Here is a 16,454-nt window from a genome sequence, read left to right on the forward strand (position 1 = left end):
TGTTCTCCCGTTACGTCAGCGCGGCGCAGAACGCCTGGATGCGGCTGCAGGCCGTTTCCAGCGCTGTGTCGGATGTAGCGTAGCTGACGCGGAAGTTGGGCGACAGCCCGAAGGCGGCACCGAACACCACGGCGACGTCGGCCTCCTCCAGCAGCGCGGTGGCGAAATCCTCGTCCGTTTCAATCAGCTTGCCTGCGGGCGTGGTCTTGCCGATCAGCCCGGCGATGGAGGGATAGACGTAAAAGGCGCCTTCGGGCACCGGGCAGGAGATGCCGTCGATTTCGTTCAGCATCCGTACCACCAAGTTGCGGCGCCGGATGAAGGTCGCGTTGTTGGGCGCGAGGAAGTCCTGTGTGCCATTGAGTGCTTCCACCGCGGCCCATTGGCTGACAGAGCAGGGGTTGGAGGTGGATTGCGATTGCACCTTGCGCATGGCGGCGATCAGCTGTTCGGGGCCTGCGGCGTAGCCGATGCGCCAGCCGGTCATCGCATAGGCCTTGGAGACGCCGTTGCAGGTGAGGGTGCGGCCGTACAGCGCCGGTTCCACTTGCGCCGGGGTGCAGAATTCGAACCCGTCATAGGCCAGGTGCTCATACATGTCGTCGGTCATTACCCAGACATGCGGGTGGCGCAGCAGCACATCCGTCAGCGCCTTCAACTCGTCCCGGCTGTAGCCCGCACCGGTGGGGTTTGACGGCGAATTGAAGATGAACCATTTGGTTTTCGGGGTGATCGCAGCCTCCAGCTGATCGGCGGTCAGCTTGAAATTGGTCTGGATCGAGGTCTCGGCAATCACCGGCGTGCCGCCGGCCAGCAGCACCATGTCCGGGTAGCTGACCCAATAGGGGGCAGGGATCACCACCTCGTCGCCCGCATTCAGGGTCGCCATCAGCGCATTGTACAGCGTCTGTTTGCCGCCCGTTCCGACCGACACCTGCGCGGGTGTGTAGTCCAGCCCATGGTCGCGTTTCATCTTGGCGCAGACCGCCTGCTTCAGCTCGGGGATACCGTCGGGGGCGGTGTATTTGGTCTTGCCCGCGGCAATGGCGGCGACCGCTGCGTCCTTGATATTCTGCGGCGTGTCAAAGTCCGGCTCGCCGGCGCTGAGGCCGATGACGTCGCGTCCCGCCGTCCGCAGTTCGGCGGCTTTTGCGGTCATCGCGATGGTCGGTGACGGTTTGACGCGGGATAAGGTCTCGGACAGGAAAGACATGGGCTATGGCCTTGGTTTGTATGTTTCGCATAACTGTCATAGGGTGCGGCTAGATGGCGATCAAGCCGCGTCGAAACTGGATTTAGGAGAACTGGCAATGACGGAGCAGAACACAGACTGGTACGGTCCGGATGCAGCAACTTTCGGCGACCGCGTGGCGGCCGCACGGGAAGCTGCCGGGATGACCCAGGGCCAGCTGGCGCGCCGGCTTGGCATCAAGAAATCCACTCTCAGCGCTTGGGAGCGGGATCTGGCAGAACCGCGTGCCAACAAGCTGACCATGCTGGCGGGTGTGCTGAACGTCTCCATGTCGTGGCTGCTGACCGGCGAAGGCGAAGGCATGTCGGAACCGGCGCCGCTGGAGCTGGACGCTGGTGACTTCGCAAGTGTTCTGAGCGAATTGCGCGATCTGCGCAGCGAGATGCGCCAGAATGCAGATCGTGCGGCGCGTTTGGAGAAAAAACTGCGGACCCTGCTGCAAGTCAATGACAGCCAGGCAACTGAAGCTGCCTGAGACCGGGATGCAGGAAGACCGTGCCACCCGTCTGAAGCGGCTGCAGATGCGTTCGATGCGCCGGGGTATCAAGGAAATGGATATCCTGCTGTCGGCCTTTGCAGCCGCGAATCTTGAGCAGATGGACGAGGCGCAGCTGGATCTTTATGATCAGCTGCTGCTTGAGAATGATCAGGATCTGTATCAATGGGTCACCGGTCAGGCGGCACCGCAAGAGCGGTTCCGCACCCTGGTTGCCGATATATCGCAAACGTACCAAAAATAGTAAAATACCGGCTTAACTGATTTTTGGGGAATTGTTGGCATCTTGTCTCAAGAGCAAATTCGAGTCGGAGATGCGAATGAGTATGGAAATGCCAATCGGCCAGACGGACCGCAAAGGGTTCATGACTGGCTACCTGGAGGCGCTGGGTCTGCTTGAGCGCCTTCATCGTCTGCTGCTGGACGTCATCAAAGATGAGTTCGAACGCGTCGGCGTGCTGGAGATCAACGCAGTGCAGGCGCTGCTGCTGTTCAACATCGGCGACAATGAAGTGACCGCCGGGGAATTGAAGACCCGCGGCTACTATCAGGGCAGCAATGTCAGCTATAATCTGAAGAAGCTGGTCGAGATGGGCTATATGCACCATCAGCGCTGCGAGATCGACCGCCGGTCGGTGCGCGTCCGCCTGACCCAGCGGGGCCGGGAAATCCGCGATATCGTCTCAGCGCTGTTCTCGCGCCATGCGGAAGGCCTGGAGAACAAGGATGTGATCTCCTCCCAAGGGATCGACGATATCTCCACCGCGCTGAAGCGGATGGAGCGGTATTGGTCTGACCAGATCCGCTATATTTACTAAGCCGCCGGTTGGGGTGTGAAATCCCAGCGGGCAACGGGCCGCAAAAGCCGGGAAAACACCGGCGGGCCGCAGACAGGGCATGAGGGGAAACCGTGCTCTGGACGTATAGAGGGGCAAAGCGCCAGGATCCGCATGAAGGTCCATGGCAGACGGCTGCAGAAGCGGCCGCCCTTGTTACCGGGTTTGAGGGTTGCAGGAAATCAATAAGCGGCTGCAGAGGCCGCATGGAACGGGCAGCACCAAACCGGTGCTGCGCCGGGTTTTCTGCGTTGCGGAACGGGGTGTTACCCTACCACTTGCCGGTGTTTTCCATGCCGGCCCAGGGTTCTGCTGGTGCCAGTGGCTCACCGTTTTGCAGCAGTTCGATTGACACATTGTCGGGGGAACGGACAAAGGCCATATGCCCGTCGCGGGGCGGGCGGTTGATGGTGACGCCATTGTCCATCAGGTGCTGGCAGGCCGCATAGATATCATCGACACCATAGGCGAGATGCCCGAAATGACGGCTGTCATCAGGCAGCGCATCATCGCCGTCCCAGTTCCAAGTCAGTTCCAGCGGTGTCTCTTCCTGTCCCGGCGGGGCCATGAAGACCAGGGTGAACCTGCCCTGTTCATTTTCCCAGCGGCGGGTCTCGCGCAGGCCCAGAAGCGTGTAAAAGGCCATCGATTTTTCCAGATCCTTCACCCGGACCATGGTGTGCAGATATGTAAGGGGCATGGCGGATTTTCCTGTCTATGTTTGAAGGGATTTTACCGGGGCGGTGCACAAAGGCCAGCGAAAGCGCCAAGGCGCTCTCAGAATTTTGTTTCAATGCCCAGGGAGACAGAGAATTCCGAGCTTTCAAAGCGGCTATGGTTTGAGAATTTCTTTCCGGCACGCAATCGCAGCATCGGCGCAAAACCGGCATAGTCATAGTCTTCAAAAAATAGGTTCAAATCGGCGTAAGCGGAATGGTCCTGCCGTCCGCCAGGAATAGGAACCCAGTCTGTTCCATTGTTGAAGATGTAGATGGGGTAGTCGGCGGCCCCTAGGATCAGCCCAGTGCTGACCTTAACCGGTCCTACCTTTTGACCAAAGGTATAGCCGACCCTGAGTGTTGCGGATTTCGTAGTGGAGCTGTCGCTTTCCGCCTGGGTATCGCGCAGGCCAAGTGTGACGTTCAGGTTGTCACCATTGGCCAGTTTCCGGGAGAGCGAGGCGCCTAAGCCAAACACATCGGCGTCCAAAGAGGCATACCGAGGATTCAGGCGGTGTTCGGCGCTCCCATCAAGAGTGAAACGCATCTGAGGTGATAGTGCCCAACTGCGCGCAGCGGTCAGCTTTGCCAGATCATAGTTCCGTTCCCCGCCATACCAGGAAGTTGCACTGGTCACGGAAATCCGGGCGCTGCCACCCTTGTTCTTGGGGCCAGCGGCAAAAGCATGGCTTAAGGTGATTTCACCATAAGTGGAGCCGAATTCGGAGTTTCGCGGCACCGTTGTACCAGTTTGCCCGGCCAATTCAGCGGCCTTTGCCTTGGCATTGGACGACAGAGCCACACGCTGAATATAAAGACGGCCGCTTAAGGACGTCAGGCTTGTTTCGTTTTGCCTCAAGCGGCGGCTGATGCCTGCGTCCAGCGTGCCGGTAACACCTGATAGCGCAACGGCTCTTGGCCCAAGCCTGTTGAGATGGGAGGAGAGCCCGTCAATCTCCTGCGTGGCTGCATCCGAACCGCCGTTGACATTATTTGATGGTTTTACCCCGCCGCTTAGCCGGAAGGACCACGGATTTATGCGCCGGAGGGTCTTGTAATCCTTGGCGATCAGGGTCTCGGCCTTGTCATCGGGGGCGTACACGGCAGTGCGGCGCAGCCAGTATTGCGACAGAGTCGGGCTGCCGCTTTGAAAAGCCAGGCGGGAAGCAAGCTGCGCCATCTGGTACTTTGCAGCGCCGTCCGGTGCAAAGCGGAAGGCGCGTGCGGCGGATTTCCGGCCTTCGCCAGGTTGGCCGTTTTTGGCATGGGCGGCTGCCTGCAGGTGCCAGGCCGCATGGTTTTTGCGGTCGGCCTGCAGCAGGGCGCTGGCGATCCGCAAGGCCAGCCGGGGGTTGCCGGAGTTCAGCGCATGCGCACCTAACGCGTGCCCTTGCTGGACCGACAGATGCATCTGCGGCGCTGGTGTTTCTTGCGCATGGGGCTGGGCCGTTGCCAGGGCCAGCCCAAAGAGAGCCGCGGTGGCCTTGCGCATGGTTTAAGGGTCAGGCTGGTTGCAGACCGGGTCGGGACTGGCACCATCGCAAGAGCCGAGTACAAAGACCCCGTACTCCTCAATTGGGGGAGTATTCCCCGAAAAGGCTTCAATATGGCTTGTCGCGTGGACCGAGCCTGCCACCGCTGCGGCATCTGCACCCGAAAAGACGCCGCCGTATTCGCCCACACTTGTGCCTCCAGCATTGACAGCGCCTGTAAATGAGCCGTCTGACGTTATCGCCGTGTTCATGAGGGTCAGATCCTCGACGGCTGTTGCAGGCAGGTCAGTGATCCGACGGTTGTAGATCCGGCCTTTGACTTCACTGTCTTGTGTGAAGTCGGCATTGATGAAGACATCACCGGTAACTTCTGCGGATTGGCCGGGGAGAATTGAAGGGTCGGTGCCGGGAGCCGGGGTGAGCAAGTCGCCGCCGTCGCCATCGATGTTCAACAGGCCCACGTAGGTGCCGGCATAGCTGACGATACCGCCGGCCCCCGTGTCCGTATCTGGAGCGGTAAAGCTGCCGGTGCGCCCGTAGGTCGTACCGCCCTGGTAAGTGCCGAACTGTCCGCCTGTCACAACGACAGCAGCGTAACCGCCTTCGGTTTGACGCACATAGGCAGTCGAATGCTCGGTCAGTGCGTTGTCCTGAACGGCATAGGCCTCGTAGCCATTGCGGTCCAAAGCAGGCTTGCGGACATAAGTCGCGGTAAAGGGCGTTTCATCCAGGCCGACACCAGTAACAGTCAGTGTTTGGTTGCCTGGATCATAATCGACGCTCTCGAGGTCATTTGCCAGAGCTTCGGGGATGGTGGTGGCCGGATCATCTGTGGGGTCACCCGTCGTCGTGATGAACGGATTGCCCCCGCCGCATGCGGACAGCACGGACGCTGCCGCGAGCCCTAGCCAATAGCGCCTCATCTGTCTCTACCTCAATTTGTTTTATCGTTTTGCGCCACCTTCGGTCCAGGCTGGCCTGTTGTCAATTGAGCCGTTGGCATTTGGACGCAACCGTGGCGGATACGCTACCTGCATGTAGCTCCAATTCAAGCCAGGCTGCGCATATGTTGTATGAAAGGAACGGCGCGGAGGTGTTTTTGATCTTGGCGCTTGATGGCGCAGCCGATATGCCGGGGTGTGAATTCCGGGTGTAAATCGAGGAAAGCAGCCATGCATCTGTATCTGGGCCGGCGCCGCGGCTTTCTGTTTCACAAAGCGTTGTGGAACGTTCTTGGGACAGAAGAATGAGCTGTCGCCTGGCACGTGTTATTCATTATGATTGAAAAGGGTTGCCACGCAGGTTTCTGTTGATGGCAAAAAAATGTGGAGACAGAGGCATGCGGCACCCGGAATACCAGTACCTGGACCTGATCGAACGAGTCCTTGAATACGGGGACGAGCGGGTTGACAGAACAGGGGTCGGCACCCGCTCGCTGTTCGGCGCCATGGTCCGCTTTGATCTGTCGGATGGCACTGCGCCTATTCTGACGACCAAGCGTGTCTATTGGAAAACCGCAATCAAGGAAATGCTTTGGTTCCTGACCGGGGGCACCAATATTCAGCCGCTGCTGCGGGAAAATGTCCGGATCTGGACAGACTGGCCGCTGGCGGCCTATCGGCGCGAAACAGGCGAAGACATCACGCAACAGGACTTTGAGCGCAGGATTACCGAGGACGACGGCTTTGCCGCCCGATGGGGTGAGCTTGGTCCTGTATACGGGAAACAGTGGCGGCGCTGGATGGGATCTGATGGCCGTGAACATGACCAGATCGGGACGCTGATCCGCTCGCTGCGCGAAACCCCTGCGAGCCGGCGTCTGCTGTTCCACGGCTGGAACGTTGCAGAACTGGGAGAGATGGCGCTGCCGCCCTGCCATATGGTCTATCAGTATCACGTGACCTCTGACGGGCGCCTGAATTGCCTTCTGTTCCAGAGATCGGTCGATTTGCTGCTGGGGGCGGCCTTCAACTATGTGGGGGCTTCCGCGCTGCAGCTGATGCTAGCGCAGCAAGCGGGGCTTCGCCCCGGTGAATTGGTTTGGGTCGGCGGGGATGTGCACCTTTATCGCAATCATTTCGATCAAGCGCGCGAGCAGCTGGCACGTGAGCCCCGTCCTTTGCCGAAAATTTCGCTGACCAAACGTGCTGAGAGTATCGACGACTACCGGATTGAGGACTTTGAAGTCGAAGGTTACGACCCTCATCCTCACATCAAGGCCGACGTCGCGGTGTAAAGTTGAACCGGCTGAAAGGGCTGGTTCCCCGCGGGGCAGCCACGGGCTGCCGCAGCCGGATCCAAGCCTGCCAGGAAGGGCAGGGGGATACGTCCCGGCTTTCCCGGTGGCTTTGTGTCTGCCGGCGGCCGGTCAAATCCTGACGGGCCACTGCGCCTTGGATGGTTGGCATCACATCCACCGGGACAACCGGCCAAACGCTTGTGCCATGTTGCTGGTTTCAGCACGCGCGGATTGCGGGCCTTTCGCAACCGCCCGGCCAGCCGCAGGCCGCGGGTTGAAATGGTGACGCCGGCGCCCATCCGCTGCCTGGCAGTACATTGAAAATGCACGTGAGGGGAAGAACAGCCGCGTCTCGGCCTGGGCAGCTATGGCAGGCCAAGAATGATTGAAGAGCTGAAGGAGACCGGTTTGGATGCCGGCCACCGCCGTGTGGGTAGCCGCCTCCCGGCAGATTGGGCTTTGCCAGATCACCTGCCGGGCAATGGATGCGCCACAACGGCATATCCGTGGTGCAAAGGCGGCAAGCACAAGGTCACGACGGTCAGCGGCTACAAGTTTAACATCGCGCCCAACCTGCCGGACCGGAACTTCATGGCAGACGCGCCGAACTATCAATGATGGAGTGGATGCCCCACCCGGCGGCATCGCGATGTGCCAGAATGACTGAGGTTTGAACTGTCAAGCAAGGGGAGAGTGCCCGTGGAGAATGTTAGCATAATCGGAATTGATTTGGGGAAACGAAGCTACCAGCTTCACGGTGCTGCACATGACGGCACTGTGATTCTCCGCAAGAAGCTTTCACGTCCATAGCGCCTAGCATTTCTGGCTGGACAGTCTGGGTGTATCGTTGCGATGGAAGCCTGCGCCACTCCGCATCATTGGGGCCGCGGGATTGGCCGGCTGGGCCATGAGGTGCGGCTCATTCCTCCGATCTGCGTCAAACCGTTTGTGACGCGGTAAAAGAACGATGCAATTGATGCGAAAGTAATTGCTGAAGCAGCTTCATGTCCAAAGATGCCCCATGTGTGCGCCAACCATTCAGGCCTTTGCGCCTGCGATGGAAGAGTTTGCAAACGGCGGGGAATTTGCTGCTTGGTGCGGGCTGGTGTCACGACAAAAACCGGCCGGCGGCCGACACATCCTTGGGCGAAGCTCGAAAACAGGTCAGCGGGACATTCGAAGACTGTTGATTACCGGTGCAATGGCGGTAATTCGGCGGGCTATCCGGAAAGGCCGCCCGTTGGATCGTGGCTGGCCAGAATGCTCGCCCGAAAACTACGCATGCTGGCGGCTACAGCTCTGGCCAATAAATTGGCCCGGATCGTTTGGGCCCTAACAACCAAAAACGAAACCTATAGAATTCCGGCACTGGCAGCATAGTCATCAAGCCGAGTGCTGGAAGGGCCGGGGATGTGAGAAAGTCGAAGGAGAGTAAGGAACAACGGTCATATGACGGGGGCGGGGAAACCAGGTGGAAGCCAGGAGCCTCGTGCCTGCATCAACGATTTGGACCCAATCCACGGTCACCATACAGGCCAGCGGCGTGTCAAAAGCTGTAATCAAAGGCCGGACACACGACTGCAACTGATCATAGGTTCCATACCCCTCTGAAAAACTTCTTGCATCAAACCGGGCATCCACACACGGCTTCTATAATCCGCGACGCTGCCACTCAGCATTGAGCTGGAAAAGCCCAGTCGCTTTTGAACGGAAGGTGGCTAAAACGAGCACTTGGGGAGCACAAAACCGCGACAGGTCCAATCCAGCGCGTCTATGGCGCGCTGCCATTTCTCACGCTTGGACCAAGGCTCGCGGTACAGGAGATCGATCATCTGCTGGCCGATGGTCAGACCCGGCGCCAGCGATGTCATCGGGTCCTGCGAGATGTATGAAATCCGGGTGCCGCGCAGCGCCCGCATCCGGTCCGGCGGCTGGCGCAGCAGGTCCATACCGTCAAACCAGACCTCGCCTGAATTCAGCGTGGCGGCATCCGGCAGCAGCCGGGTCAGCGCCCACAGCAGGGTGGATTTTCCGGAACCGCTTTCACCGACAATGCCCAGGGTGCGGCCCTTCTGCAGCGTGAAAGACACCCATTTCACCGCCTGAATGGGACCAAAGCGCACGGCGAGGCCGTCAACTTTCAGAAGCATATCCGCCATGGTTCAGCCCTTTCCGCCAAGTTTCGGGTCAAAGGCATCGCGCAGCGCTTCGCCCAGGAAGGTGAAGCCAAGGGTCGCCAGCACCAAGGGGATCCCCCCCGCCACCACCAGCCAGGGCGTGTGGCCGACAAAATCAAACCCGTCCTGCAGCATCAAACCCCAGCTTGAGGCGGGCGGCTTAACACCCACGCCAAGGAAGCTGAGGCCCGCCTCGGCGGCGATGAAGGTGGGAATATCCATTGAGGCGACGATCAGAACCGGGCCGATCACATTGGGCAGAATGTGGCGGGCCACGATGCGGATGCGGCCGGCGCCTATAGCGCGCAGCGCTTCAACATATTCGGCATTGGCCTGCGCCATGACCGAAGCCCGCATGATCCGCCCGTAATAGGGCACCGAAGTTGCGACCAGCAGCCCGACCAGCACAACCATACCGCCGCCAAAGATCGGCCCGATGGCCAGCGCCAGGATGATCACCGGATAGGCGCGCACGGTGTCAAACCCCAGCGTCAGCACATAGTCCAGCCAGCGCGGCCCCATCGCCGCCATCATGCCCAGAATGCCACCCAGGATGACCGACAGCGCGGTGGAAATCAGCGCCACGCTCAGCGCGATCCGCCCGCCATAGATCGCCCGGGACAGCACATCGCGGCCCAGCTGATCCGTGCCCAGCCAATGCGCCGCACTTGGCCCCTGCAGCTTGGAGGGGATGTCCATTGCGTTTGGTCCATAGGGCGCAATCCAGGGGGCCAGCAGCGCCGACAGGATCAGCAGCAGCGCCAGCAGCAGCCCCAGCATACCCATCGGATCGCGGGCCAGATGGGTGAACCCGCCGGGGCGCACCGGCTTGGAGACGGGTTGAATATCTACCGCAGTCATTGCTCCTGGCCTTCCTTGAAACGGGGATCGATGATGGCGTTGAGGATGTCCGCGGCGGTGGTGGCGGCGATCAGCAGCGCGCTGGAGGCCAGCACCGCACCAAGTGTCACCGGGTAGTTGCGCAGGATCACCGCGTCATACATCAGCTTGCCGATGCCGGGCCGGGCAAAGACGATCTCGGCAAAGACCGCGCTGCCCAGCATGTAGCCGACCCCGACCCCCAGCACGGTAATGGTCGGTGCCACCGCCACCCGCAGCGCATAGCGGGAGATGATGCGTGGCTCGGTCAGGCCAAAAGAGCGGGCGTTGCGGATGTAATTTGCCGACAGCACCTCGATCATCGAGGCGCGCACCAGCCGCGCCAGGTAGCCGACCCAGCCGATGCCAACTGCGACGGCTGGCATGATCAGGTGGTGCAGCGTAGAACCAAAGCCGCCTTCGCCCGCGCCGATGGCAGGCAGCCAGCCCAGCCGGGCGGAAAACAGCAGCATGCCGTAGATTGCAATGATCACCGAAGGCACCGCGATGACGCTGACCGACAGCAATCCGATCAGCCGGTCAAACAGCCCGTTGCGGCGCACCGCCGCCAGGCAGCCCAGCGGGATGCCCAGGCCTGCTGCCAGCAGCATCGCTGCCGTGATCAGCTGCACAGTATGCGGAAGATGCGCCATCAGCACTTCGCTGACAGGGCGGCGGCTGCGCAGATCGGTGCCCAGATCGCCCTGGGCCACTGACCCCAGATACTTCACGATCTGCACTGGCATTGGCTGATCCAGCCCCAGCCGCTCGGCAAACTCGGCCTTGATGGCTGGCGTCGCCCGTGGGCCCAGCATCGCGCTGGCAGGATCGCCCCATGACAGGTGCGGCGGAGAATATAACCAAGCACGCCGGCGGCTCCTTGGAAGAAAAATCCGGGCGGGCAGGTCCGGGACAAATTACTGCATCGTGCAGATCCCGTTGGGATTGCCGGTTCAGAATTTCTGATGCAATTGCAGGTCGGCAGTGTGGATTTCATCGCTGTTCCGGAAGGTCCCCTTGTCCTGGCCGATCAGTTCGGCAATCAAGCTGGTTTCACAAAGCACTGCGTGAATGTCCTGCGCGGTGATACCCGGTTGGCGGTGTTGGCAAAATCCAGCCGGACGACCGTGCCGCCTCAAAATACCTGTCCGAAGCTTCCGCCGCGGCCTTGGGAATGATGGTGCTGGAGGTGCCGGCTAAAATTACAGACTAATACGACGGAGACGGTGCGCTCAGCTGGAGGGTCCTGGTGTTAGGCCCGGTAACCTTGGCATCTTCGAGCCGCGCAAATTCGGTGGCAATGCCCGGATCCAGCTCCGGATTCAGGTGATGGTTTTTATGCGGGATGCAGGCTGCTTGCAAAAATGAGCGCGAAACTGTGCCAGCATCCGGCCTCCCCGCCAACTTGCATCTGTTATGCAGCTGCAGCCGCCCGGCCCCGGATGCATTCCGCCGAACCGGCATCAACCGGCAGCAATCCCGCACAGGCCGCACCAGCCAATCCGCCCTCTCTCTCTCCAGCCGCGCTTGCTCATGCACAAACCGGCGGCTATGAAACGCAAACACGCAAAAGTCCGGTTTGATCAGATCGAGGCGGCCGGGGCGCTGGAAGGGCTGACAGACAGGGTGCGGGCTGTGGCAGGCATTCTTCAGAGGAAGAGCGGACCAGCGCAGACGCGGGATGGGGCCATGGCGGCAATCGCCAATTCGAAGGAGACCGGAAAACCGTTCAGAATATGCGTCATTTGCCGATCAAGCGGCAGGCCGGCGCATTCTTCGATTTCACCTACGGTGATTTCTGGATTCTGAATTATGATCCCGGTCCGGACGTCAAGGCACCGGTTGCACTTTGAACAGCAAGGAAGACACTTATGATTACTCTGATCGCTGCGCGGGCGCGCAACGGGGCCATTGGCAAGGACAATGATATCCCGTGGTTTGCGCCTGAGGATTTAAAAGCGTTTCAGCGCGAGACCCTGGGCGGCGCCATCATTATGGGCCGCAATACCTGGGACAGCCTGCCGGTGAAACCGCTGAAGAACCGGCTCAATCTGGTGGTGTCGTCCAACCCGCAGGCGGCAGAGAATGTGCTGCCGTCGATCGGGGCGGCGGTGCAGGAGGCCTATGCGCAGGGCTACCGCCGGGTCTATGGCATTGGCGGCGAAGGTATTTACCGCGGCATGCTGGAAATGGCCGACCGGCTGCTTGTCACCGAAGTGGATCTGACCATCGAGGATGCAGATGCCTTTTTTCCGGAGTTTCAGGCAGACGAGTGGGCCAAGGTCGGGGAAACGGTTCTGCGCGGCAGCGATCCGGCTTGTGTGATGGCTGAGTATCTGCGGCGGGCCTGACGGGCGGTCTTTGCCTGCGCCCAGTCTGATCCCGGGCGCAGTGCAGATTAATCGGTCAAAGCTCTTTCAGCTCTGCGGCCATTTGGCGGCCATCGCGGCCTTCGGACAGCTCGTAGCCGACCTTCATATTGTCCGCGAGGCCGGCCATGCCCGACCGTTCCACCGCGGAAATGTGCACAAACACATCCTTGCCGCCTTGATCAGGTTCAATAAACCCATACCCTTTGGTGGTGTTGAACCACTTCACGGTGCCACTTGGCATTTCCCGCGTCTCCTTCTACTTTGCACGTCGCCTTGAGGCTTCCCAAGACATCCGGCCCGTCCCGTTGTCTGAAGCGAGTGAGGCAAGGCCGGACAACTTTAAGTTTTACACGGGCTGCTCGAAAATCAAGAGAAACCGGCGCATTCTACCATAAATTGTGTGAGGTTCCCGCGGAGGATGGAGGATTTATGAAAATCTACGGGCTGAAAAACTGCGATACCTGCCGTAAGGCTTTGAAGAGTATTGAAAACTCAACTCTGATCGATATCCGCACAAGCGGCATGCCAGAAGGGCTGCTGGAGGCGGCTTATGCACAATTTGGTGCGAAACTGGTCAATACGCGGTCTGCCACGTGGCGTGGTTTGAGCGAGCAGGATCGGGCAAGCGAACCGCTGGCCCTGTTGCGGGAACATCCTGCATTGATGAAGCGGCCGCTGATCGACCGGGACGGGGAATTATTCCTGGGCTGGGATCAGAACGTGCAGGTGGCACTTGGCGGATCTTAAACCGCTGCCTATGTCGTTACCGTCAATTTAGGGAGAGGCATTATGCGCAACGCAGCCCTGGTATTGGGGGTCATCGCCGGTGTTTTCGGCATGATCGTGGGCTTTTTCGGCTATGGCTACACTGCGGCGGTGGAGCATTTCGGCGAGATCGAAGGGCTGGCTGAACAAGTCGTTAACGTGGAGCAGCTGCGGCTGCTGTCGCCGCTTCTGGCGATTGCCGGCGGTGCGATGGCGCGGGCGCGGGCGTTGTGGGGCGGGGTCCTGCTGCTGGGATCAGCTGCGGGGATATATGCAGGGTTCGGCCTTAACGTCTTTACCATCTTCCCGCTTAGCTTTGCCGCGGCGGCCGGGCTGATGGCGCTGGCAGCCGGGAAGCCCGATGAACCCAAGGCGCATTTCTAAGGTACGCCGCTGTCAAATGAAAAAGGGCGCCGCTGCCGGGGCAGGGCGCCTTTATTCTGTCAGGGCGGGCGGGGTCAGGCGATTGCGGGCTCCATCCGGCGGCGCAGCAGCGCATCCACCGACAGGGCGCCTGCGCCTTTCACCACCAGATAGGTCAGCACGAAGATCCAGAACAGCCGCTGATCCAGGATCACGGCATCCGGGAAGCGGTCGAACAGCGCGCCAAGTGTCTTGTCATCGGTGGCACCGTGGCCGACGACGTCGGTCAAGGACTGAACGATGATAAAACCGATCATGCCGAAAGACGCCAGGCGCGTGGCCAGGCCGATCACGATCATCAGCGGCAGGATAAACTCGGCGTAGGTGCCTGCAAGCACCACCAGTTTCTGGAACAGGCCGAATTGCGAGACGTCATAGCCCGCAGCCTCCAGCTGTTTCGGAAAGATCTGGCTGTAGGCACCGATCGAGGGGCTGAACAAGCCAAGGATGCCATCGCCCAGCTTGGTCAGGCCGGAATTCCAGTAATACAGCAGCAGTGTGGAGGCGAAGACAAAACGCGCCGCGAGCGGCATCAGCCAGTCGCCGGCCTTTTCCACCAGGTCGAAAACTGCGTTGTGAATGGAGACAAGTGCGTGCATGGTCTTACCCTTTGCTGTCCAGTCCTGTGATCGCGCCGCCCTGCAACAGCAGAGTCAGCGTGGCACCCAGGTCGAATGTTTCGTCTTCGGCGGCGGCCTGTTCCAAGGCTTCGCCGATGCTGGCGCCCTTTGTCAGGGCGCGGATCCAGTGTGCGCCCGCGGGCGGCAGGAGCTGGGGAATGGGATCGAATTCGGGGCGGGTGATCAGCACATCCTGCGCCTGGGCTTGCGGCTTGGGCGCGCTGTCTTCGGTATTGTAAAGCCAGAGGCCATGAATGGGCCAGGGCGAGCGCAGGAGCTGCACCGCGGGCGCCAGGGCCACGCGCGTGTTCATCAGGTCCCCGGGCGTCAAGGCGCCAAGGTCCTCGGGTGGAACGGGCGCGGCATCTGCGGCGTGGTAGGCGCGGCGCAGGGCCAGTTCCAGCCGGGCCACATCACCCAGATAACCAAGGTGCTTGAGTTGCTCCATACCCTCCAGGAAGGCGGGGAAGTGGTCGCCATAGAACATCATCAGCGGCGACGACGGCGGATGCTGGCGCAAGTAGATACCGGCCAGCCCGTCCATGTTCTGTTTGCCCAAAAGCTTGGCAATCACCGGGAAGGCGCTGTGCATGGCTTCGGTCAGGGAGACGGCCACATTGTTGCGGTAGACGCTGAAGCGGCGCCCGGCGGGCTGGTCCTGATGATCCACCAGCCCATCCGGCACCGGTTGGCCCGCATCCATCATGGCACGGGTGAAATCTGCCTGGGATACACTCATGCCGGGATGCGCTCCAGCGCGGTTGCGGCGCGGGCGGCCTCGGCTGCCAGCACCGGCCAGTCCGGCACGTCGTTGTCCCATTCGATCAGCACCGGCTTGGGGCCGGATTTGGCGAGGGTGTAATCCAGCAGCGCCCAGACCGGATCCACCACCGCGGCACCATGGCTGTCAATCAGCAGGGGATGGCCGTGCTCATCCTGATCCTCGTCATGGCCTCCGAGGTGGATTTCACCCACCTTGCCCAGCGGAAAGGCGTCGATATAGCCCTGCGGAGAGAAGTCGAGGTTGGTGGCCGAGACAAAGACATTGTTCACGTCCAGCAGCAGCCCGCAGCCAGTGCGGCGGGATATCTCAGCCAGGAACTCAGGCTCGGACCAGGTGCTCTCAGTAAAGGCGAGATAGCTGGAGGGGTTTTCCAGCAGCATCCGCCGCCCGATGGTGTCCTGCACTTGGCCGATGTGATCGCAGATCCGCTGCAGGCTGGCGTCCGTATAGGGCAGCGGCAGCAGGTCGTTGTAGAAATGGCTGTCGTGTGTGGACCAGGCCAGATGCTCGGAGAAGCTGGCGGGGTTCAGCCAGGACACCAGATGCTTGAGCCGGGCCAGATGGTCTGCGTCCAGCGGTCCTTCGCCGCCGATGGAAAGGCCCACGCCATGCACCGACATGGCAAAATCTTCGGCAAGGTGGCGTAGCTGCGCAATCGGGCGGCCGCCGTCCCCCATGTAGTTTTCCGCGTGGATTTCCAGCCATTTGACAGCGCCCGGATCCGTTGTGATCTGGGCGAAATGCTGCGGCTTGTAGCCAACGCCAGGGGCGGCGGGCAGCCTGTTTTGTGCAGCGGCGTCAAGCATGGGAAGTCCTGTTTCCGGGTGCAAAAAAGGGCGGGAATTCACACTCCCGCCCCCGAATTCAAGCGGCGCTTATGCCGGCAGGTCGCGTTCCAGCGGCTCCAGCGAGCCGCTGCGTGCGGTGCCGTCGGCCATGGCCGGCAGCTCAAGACCGGCGCAGGTACCGGCGTCAACCAATGTCCAGGCGTTGCCCTGATAGTCGGTGGTCGAGGTGCCGGCGCAGGTGGTGCCGGGACCGGCGGCGCAGTCATTCTGGCCGGCCAGCGAAACGCCGTAGCACTTTTCCTTGGTGGCGGCGGCAGCGGGCATGGTCGAAGCGGCGGTCAGAGCGGCAGCAACGGCGCCTGCAACGGCCAGGGATTTTGCGGTGTTCGACATCTCGTGAATTCCTTTCGGTTTAACATGCGGTGTCGTGATGACAGGCAAACACTAACCTGAGGTTTCCGGGATTTTAAGTCACGAGGCCGTGTCTCACGCCTGCGTCAGCGTATGTGAGAGCGGAACGCCGGGTAAAGAGCTGATTTCAAGCCTTTTTGCCTGCGTTTGAAACAAAACGGCCCCCGATTGGGGGCCGCTGATGCTGTTCTGCGCGTGAA

At 60.6% G+C, this 16,454-nt stretch carries 20 protein-coding genes and 2 pseudogenes; 10 read left to right on the top strand and 12 right to left on the bottom strand.

Going from position 1 to position 16,454, the window contains the following annotated elements; genetic code table 11:
• Positions 1-10 precede the first annotated feature (10 nt).
• Complete coding sequence (locus K3555_RS06890) at positions 11-1,213, bottom strand: pyridoxal phosphate-dependent aminotransferase (protein ID WP_260007902.1); 1,203 nt, start codon at positions 1,211-1,213, stop codon at positions 11-13.
• Positions 1,214-1,310: 97 nt separating this feature from the next.
• On the opposite strand from K3555_RS06890, the gene K3555_RS06895 reads away from it, so the two are divergent.
• The 3 genes from K3555_RS06895 to K3555_RS06905 all read left to right on the top strand — a co-directional run bounded on the left by K3555_RS06895 (position 1,311) and on the right by K3555_RS06905 (position 2,566).
• Complete coding sequence (locus K3555_RS06895; RefSeq protein WP_259991374.1) at positions 1,311-1,727, top strand: helix-turn-helix domain-containing protein; 417 nt, start codon at positions 1,311-1,313, stop codon at positions 1,725-1,727.
• A gap of 7 nt (positions 1,728-1,734) precedes the next feature.
• Entirely contained in the window at positions 1,735-1,992 is a 258-nt protein-coding gene (locus tag K3555_RS06900; RefSeq protein WP_260007903.1) for a succinate dehydrogenase assembly factor 2, read from the top strand.
• 76 nt (positions 1,993-2,068) lie between these two features.
• Complete coding sequence (locus K3555_RS06905) at positions 2,069-2,566, top strand: MarR family winged helix-turn-helix transcriptional regulator (RefSeq protein ID WP_259991375.1); 498 nt, start codon at positions 2,069-2,071, stop codon at positions 2,564-2,566.
• Between the two features lie 289 nt (positions 2,567-2,855).
• On the opposite strand, the gene K3555_RS06910 is transcribed toward K3555_RS06905, so the two are convergent.
• The 3 genes from K3555_RS06910 to K3555_RS06920 form a co-directional block, all read right to left on the bottom strand.
• Complete coding sequence (locus K3555_RS06910) at positions 2,856-3,284, bottom strand: VOC family protein (RefSeq protein ID WP_260007904.1); 429 nt, start codon at positions 3,282-3,284, stop codon at positions 2,856-2,858.
• 77 nt (positions 3,285-3,361) lie between these two features.
• Positions 3,362-4,483, bottom strand: a complete 1,122-nt coding sequence (locus tag K3555_RS06915) for a surface lipoprotein assembly modifier (protein ID WP_260007905.1) — start codon at positions 4,481-4,483, stop codon at positions 3,362-3,364.
• A gap of 315 nt (positions 4,484-4,798) precedes the next feature.
• Entirely contained in the window at positions 4,799-5,719 is a 921-nt protein-coding gene (locus K3555_RS06920) for a thymidylate synthase (protein WP_259998305.1), read from the bottom strand.
• 416 nt (positions 5,720-6,135) lie between these two features.
• Here K3555_RS06920 and K3555_RS06925 point away from each other — a divergent pair, with 416 nt between their 5' ends.
• From K3555_RS06925 to K3555_RS06935, 3 genes and pseudogenes are all read left to right on the top strand, one after another.
• Entirely contained in the window at positions 6,136-7,032 is an 897-nt protein-coding gene (locus K3555_RS06925; protein WP_259991383.1) for a thymidylate synthase, read from the top strand.
• A gap of 198 nt (positions 7,033-7,230) precedes the next feature.
• Positions 7,231-7,644 (top strand): annotated as a pseudogene (locus tag K3555_RS06930) (hypothetical protein); the annotation flags it as partial.
• A 90-nt stretch (positions 7,645-7,734) separates the two neighbouring features.
• Positions 7,735-8,415: pseudogene (locus K3555_RS06935) on the top strand (transposase).
• Positions 8,416-8,753: 338 nt separating this feature from the next.
• Here the strand turns inward: K3555_RS06935 and K3555_RS06940 are convergent.
• The 3 genes from K3555_RS06940 to K3555_RS06950 are packed head-to-tail and all read right to left on the bottom strand — an operon-like array spanning position 8,754 to position 10,906.
• Positions 8,754-9,194: an ATP-binding cassette domain-containing protein gene (locus K3555_RS06940; protein ID WP_260007906.1), complete on the bottom strand. Its 441-nt coding sequence runs from the start codon at positions 9,192-9,194 to the stop codon at positions 8,754-8,756.
• A 3-nt stretch (positions 9,195-9,197) separates the two neighbouring features.
• On the bottom strand, positions 9,198-10,073 hold the full coding sequence (locus tag K3555_RS06945; RefSeq protein ID WP_260007907.1) for an ABC transporter permease: 876 nt from the start codon (positions 10,071-10,073) through the stop codon (positions 9,198-9,200).
• Positions 10,070-10,906: an ABC transporter permease gene (locus K3555_RS06950; protein WP_259991386.1), complete on the bottom strand. Its 837-nt coding sequence runs from the start codon at positions 10,904-10,906 to the stop codon at positions 10,070-10,072. The genes K3555_RS06945 and K3555_RS06950 overlap by 4 nt, the downstream gene beginning before the upstream one ends.
• Before the next feature lie 150 nt (positions 10,907-11,056).
• Between K3555_RS06950 and K3555_RS06955 the strand changes: the two genes are divergently transcribed.
• Together K3555_RS06955 and K3555_RS06960 are read left to right on the top strand one after the other, a co-directional pair.
• Entirely contained in the window at positions 11,057-11,269 is a 213-nt protein-coding gene (locus tag K3555_RS06955) for a hypothetical protein (protein WP_259991388.1), read from the top strand.
• A gap of 693 nt (positions 11,270-11,962) precedes the next feature.
• The gene (locus tag K3555_RS06960; RefSeq protein WP_260007908.1) at positions 11,963-12,442 is read left to right on the top strand and encodes a dihydrofolate reductase; all 480 of its coding nucleotides are present in this window, start codon (positions 11,963-11,965) and stop codon (positions 12,440-12,442) included.
• Between the two features lie 55 nt (positions 12,443-12,497).
• On the opposite strand, the gene K3555_RS06965 is transcribed toward K3555_RS06960, so the two are convergent.
• Positions 12,498-12,704: a cold-shock protein gene (locus tag K3555_RS06965; protein ID WP_027259410.1), complete on the bottom strand. Its 207-nt coding sequence runs from the start codon at positions 12,702-12,704 to the stop codon at positions 12,498-12,500.
• 188 nt (positions 12,705-12,892) lie between these two features.
• Between K3555_RS06965 and K3555_RS06970 the strand changes: the two genes are divergently transcribed.
• Both K3555_RS06970 and K3555_RS06975 read left to right on the top strand, forming a co-directional pair.
• The gene (locus K3555_RS06970; protein WP_260007909.1) at positions 12,893-13,210 is read left to right on the top strand and encodes an ArsC/Spx/MgsR family protein; all 318 of its coding nucleotides are present in this window, start codon (positions 12,893-12,895) and stop codon (positions 13,208-13,210) included.
• Positions 13,211-13,252: 42 nt separating this feature from the next.
• Positions 13,253-13,612 carry a hypothetical protein gene (locus K3555_RS06975; RefSeq protein ID WP_260007910.1) on the top strand — a complete coding sequence of 120 codons (360 nt, stop codon included), beginning with the start codon at positions 13,253-13,255 and terminating at the stop codon, positions 13,610-13,612.
• Between the two features lie 74 nt (positions 13,613-13,686).
• On the opposite strand, the gene K3555_RS06980 is transcribed toward K3555_RS06975, so the two are convergent.
• The 4 genes from K3555_RS06980 to K3555_RS06995 all read right to left on the bottom strand — a co-directional run bounded on the left by K3555_RS06980 (position 13,687) and on the right by K3555_RS06995 (position 16,236).
• Positions 13,687-14,250, bottom strand: coding sequence for a DoxX family protein (locus K3555_RS06980; protein WP_260007912.1), 564 nt, complete (start codon positions 14,248-14,250; stop codon positions 13,687-13,689).
• Between the two features lie 4 nt (positions 14,251-14,254).
• On the bottom strand, positions 14,255-15,010 hold the full coding sequence (locus K3555_RS06985) for a DUF2063 domain-containing protein (protein WP_260007913.1): 756 nt from the start codon (positions 15,008-15,010) through the stop codon (positions 14,255-14,257).
• Entirely contained in the window at positions 15,007-15,861 is an 855-nt protein-coding gene (locus K3555_RS06990; RefSeq protein ID WP_260007914.1) for a DUF692 family multinuclear iron-containing protein, read from the bottom strand. The genes K3555_RS06985 and K3555_RS06990 overlap by 4 nt, the downstream gene beginning before the upstream one ends.
• Positions 15,862-15,930: 69 nt before the next feature.
• Positions 15,931-16,236 (bottom strand): DUF2282 domain-containing protein, encoded by a 306-nt coding sequence (locus K3555_RS06995; RefSeq protein ID WP_259991403.1) that lies wholly within the window; start codon positions 16,234-16,236, stop codon positions 15,931-15,933.
• Positions 16,237-16,454 lie beyond the last annotated feature (218 nt).

The sequence above is a fragment of the Leisingera sp. M527 genome, assembly GCF_025141525.1.
Taxonomy (GTDB): domain Bacteria; phylum Pseudomonadota; class Alphaproteobacteria; order Rhodobacterales; family Rhodobacteraceae; genus Leisingera.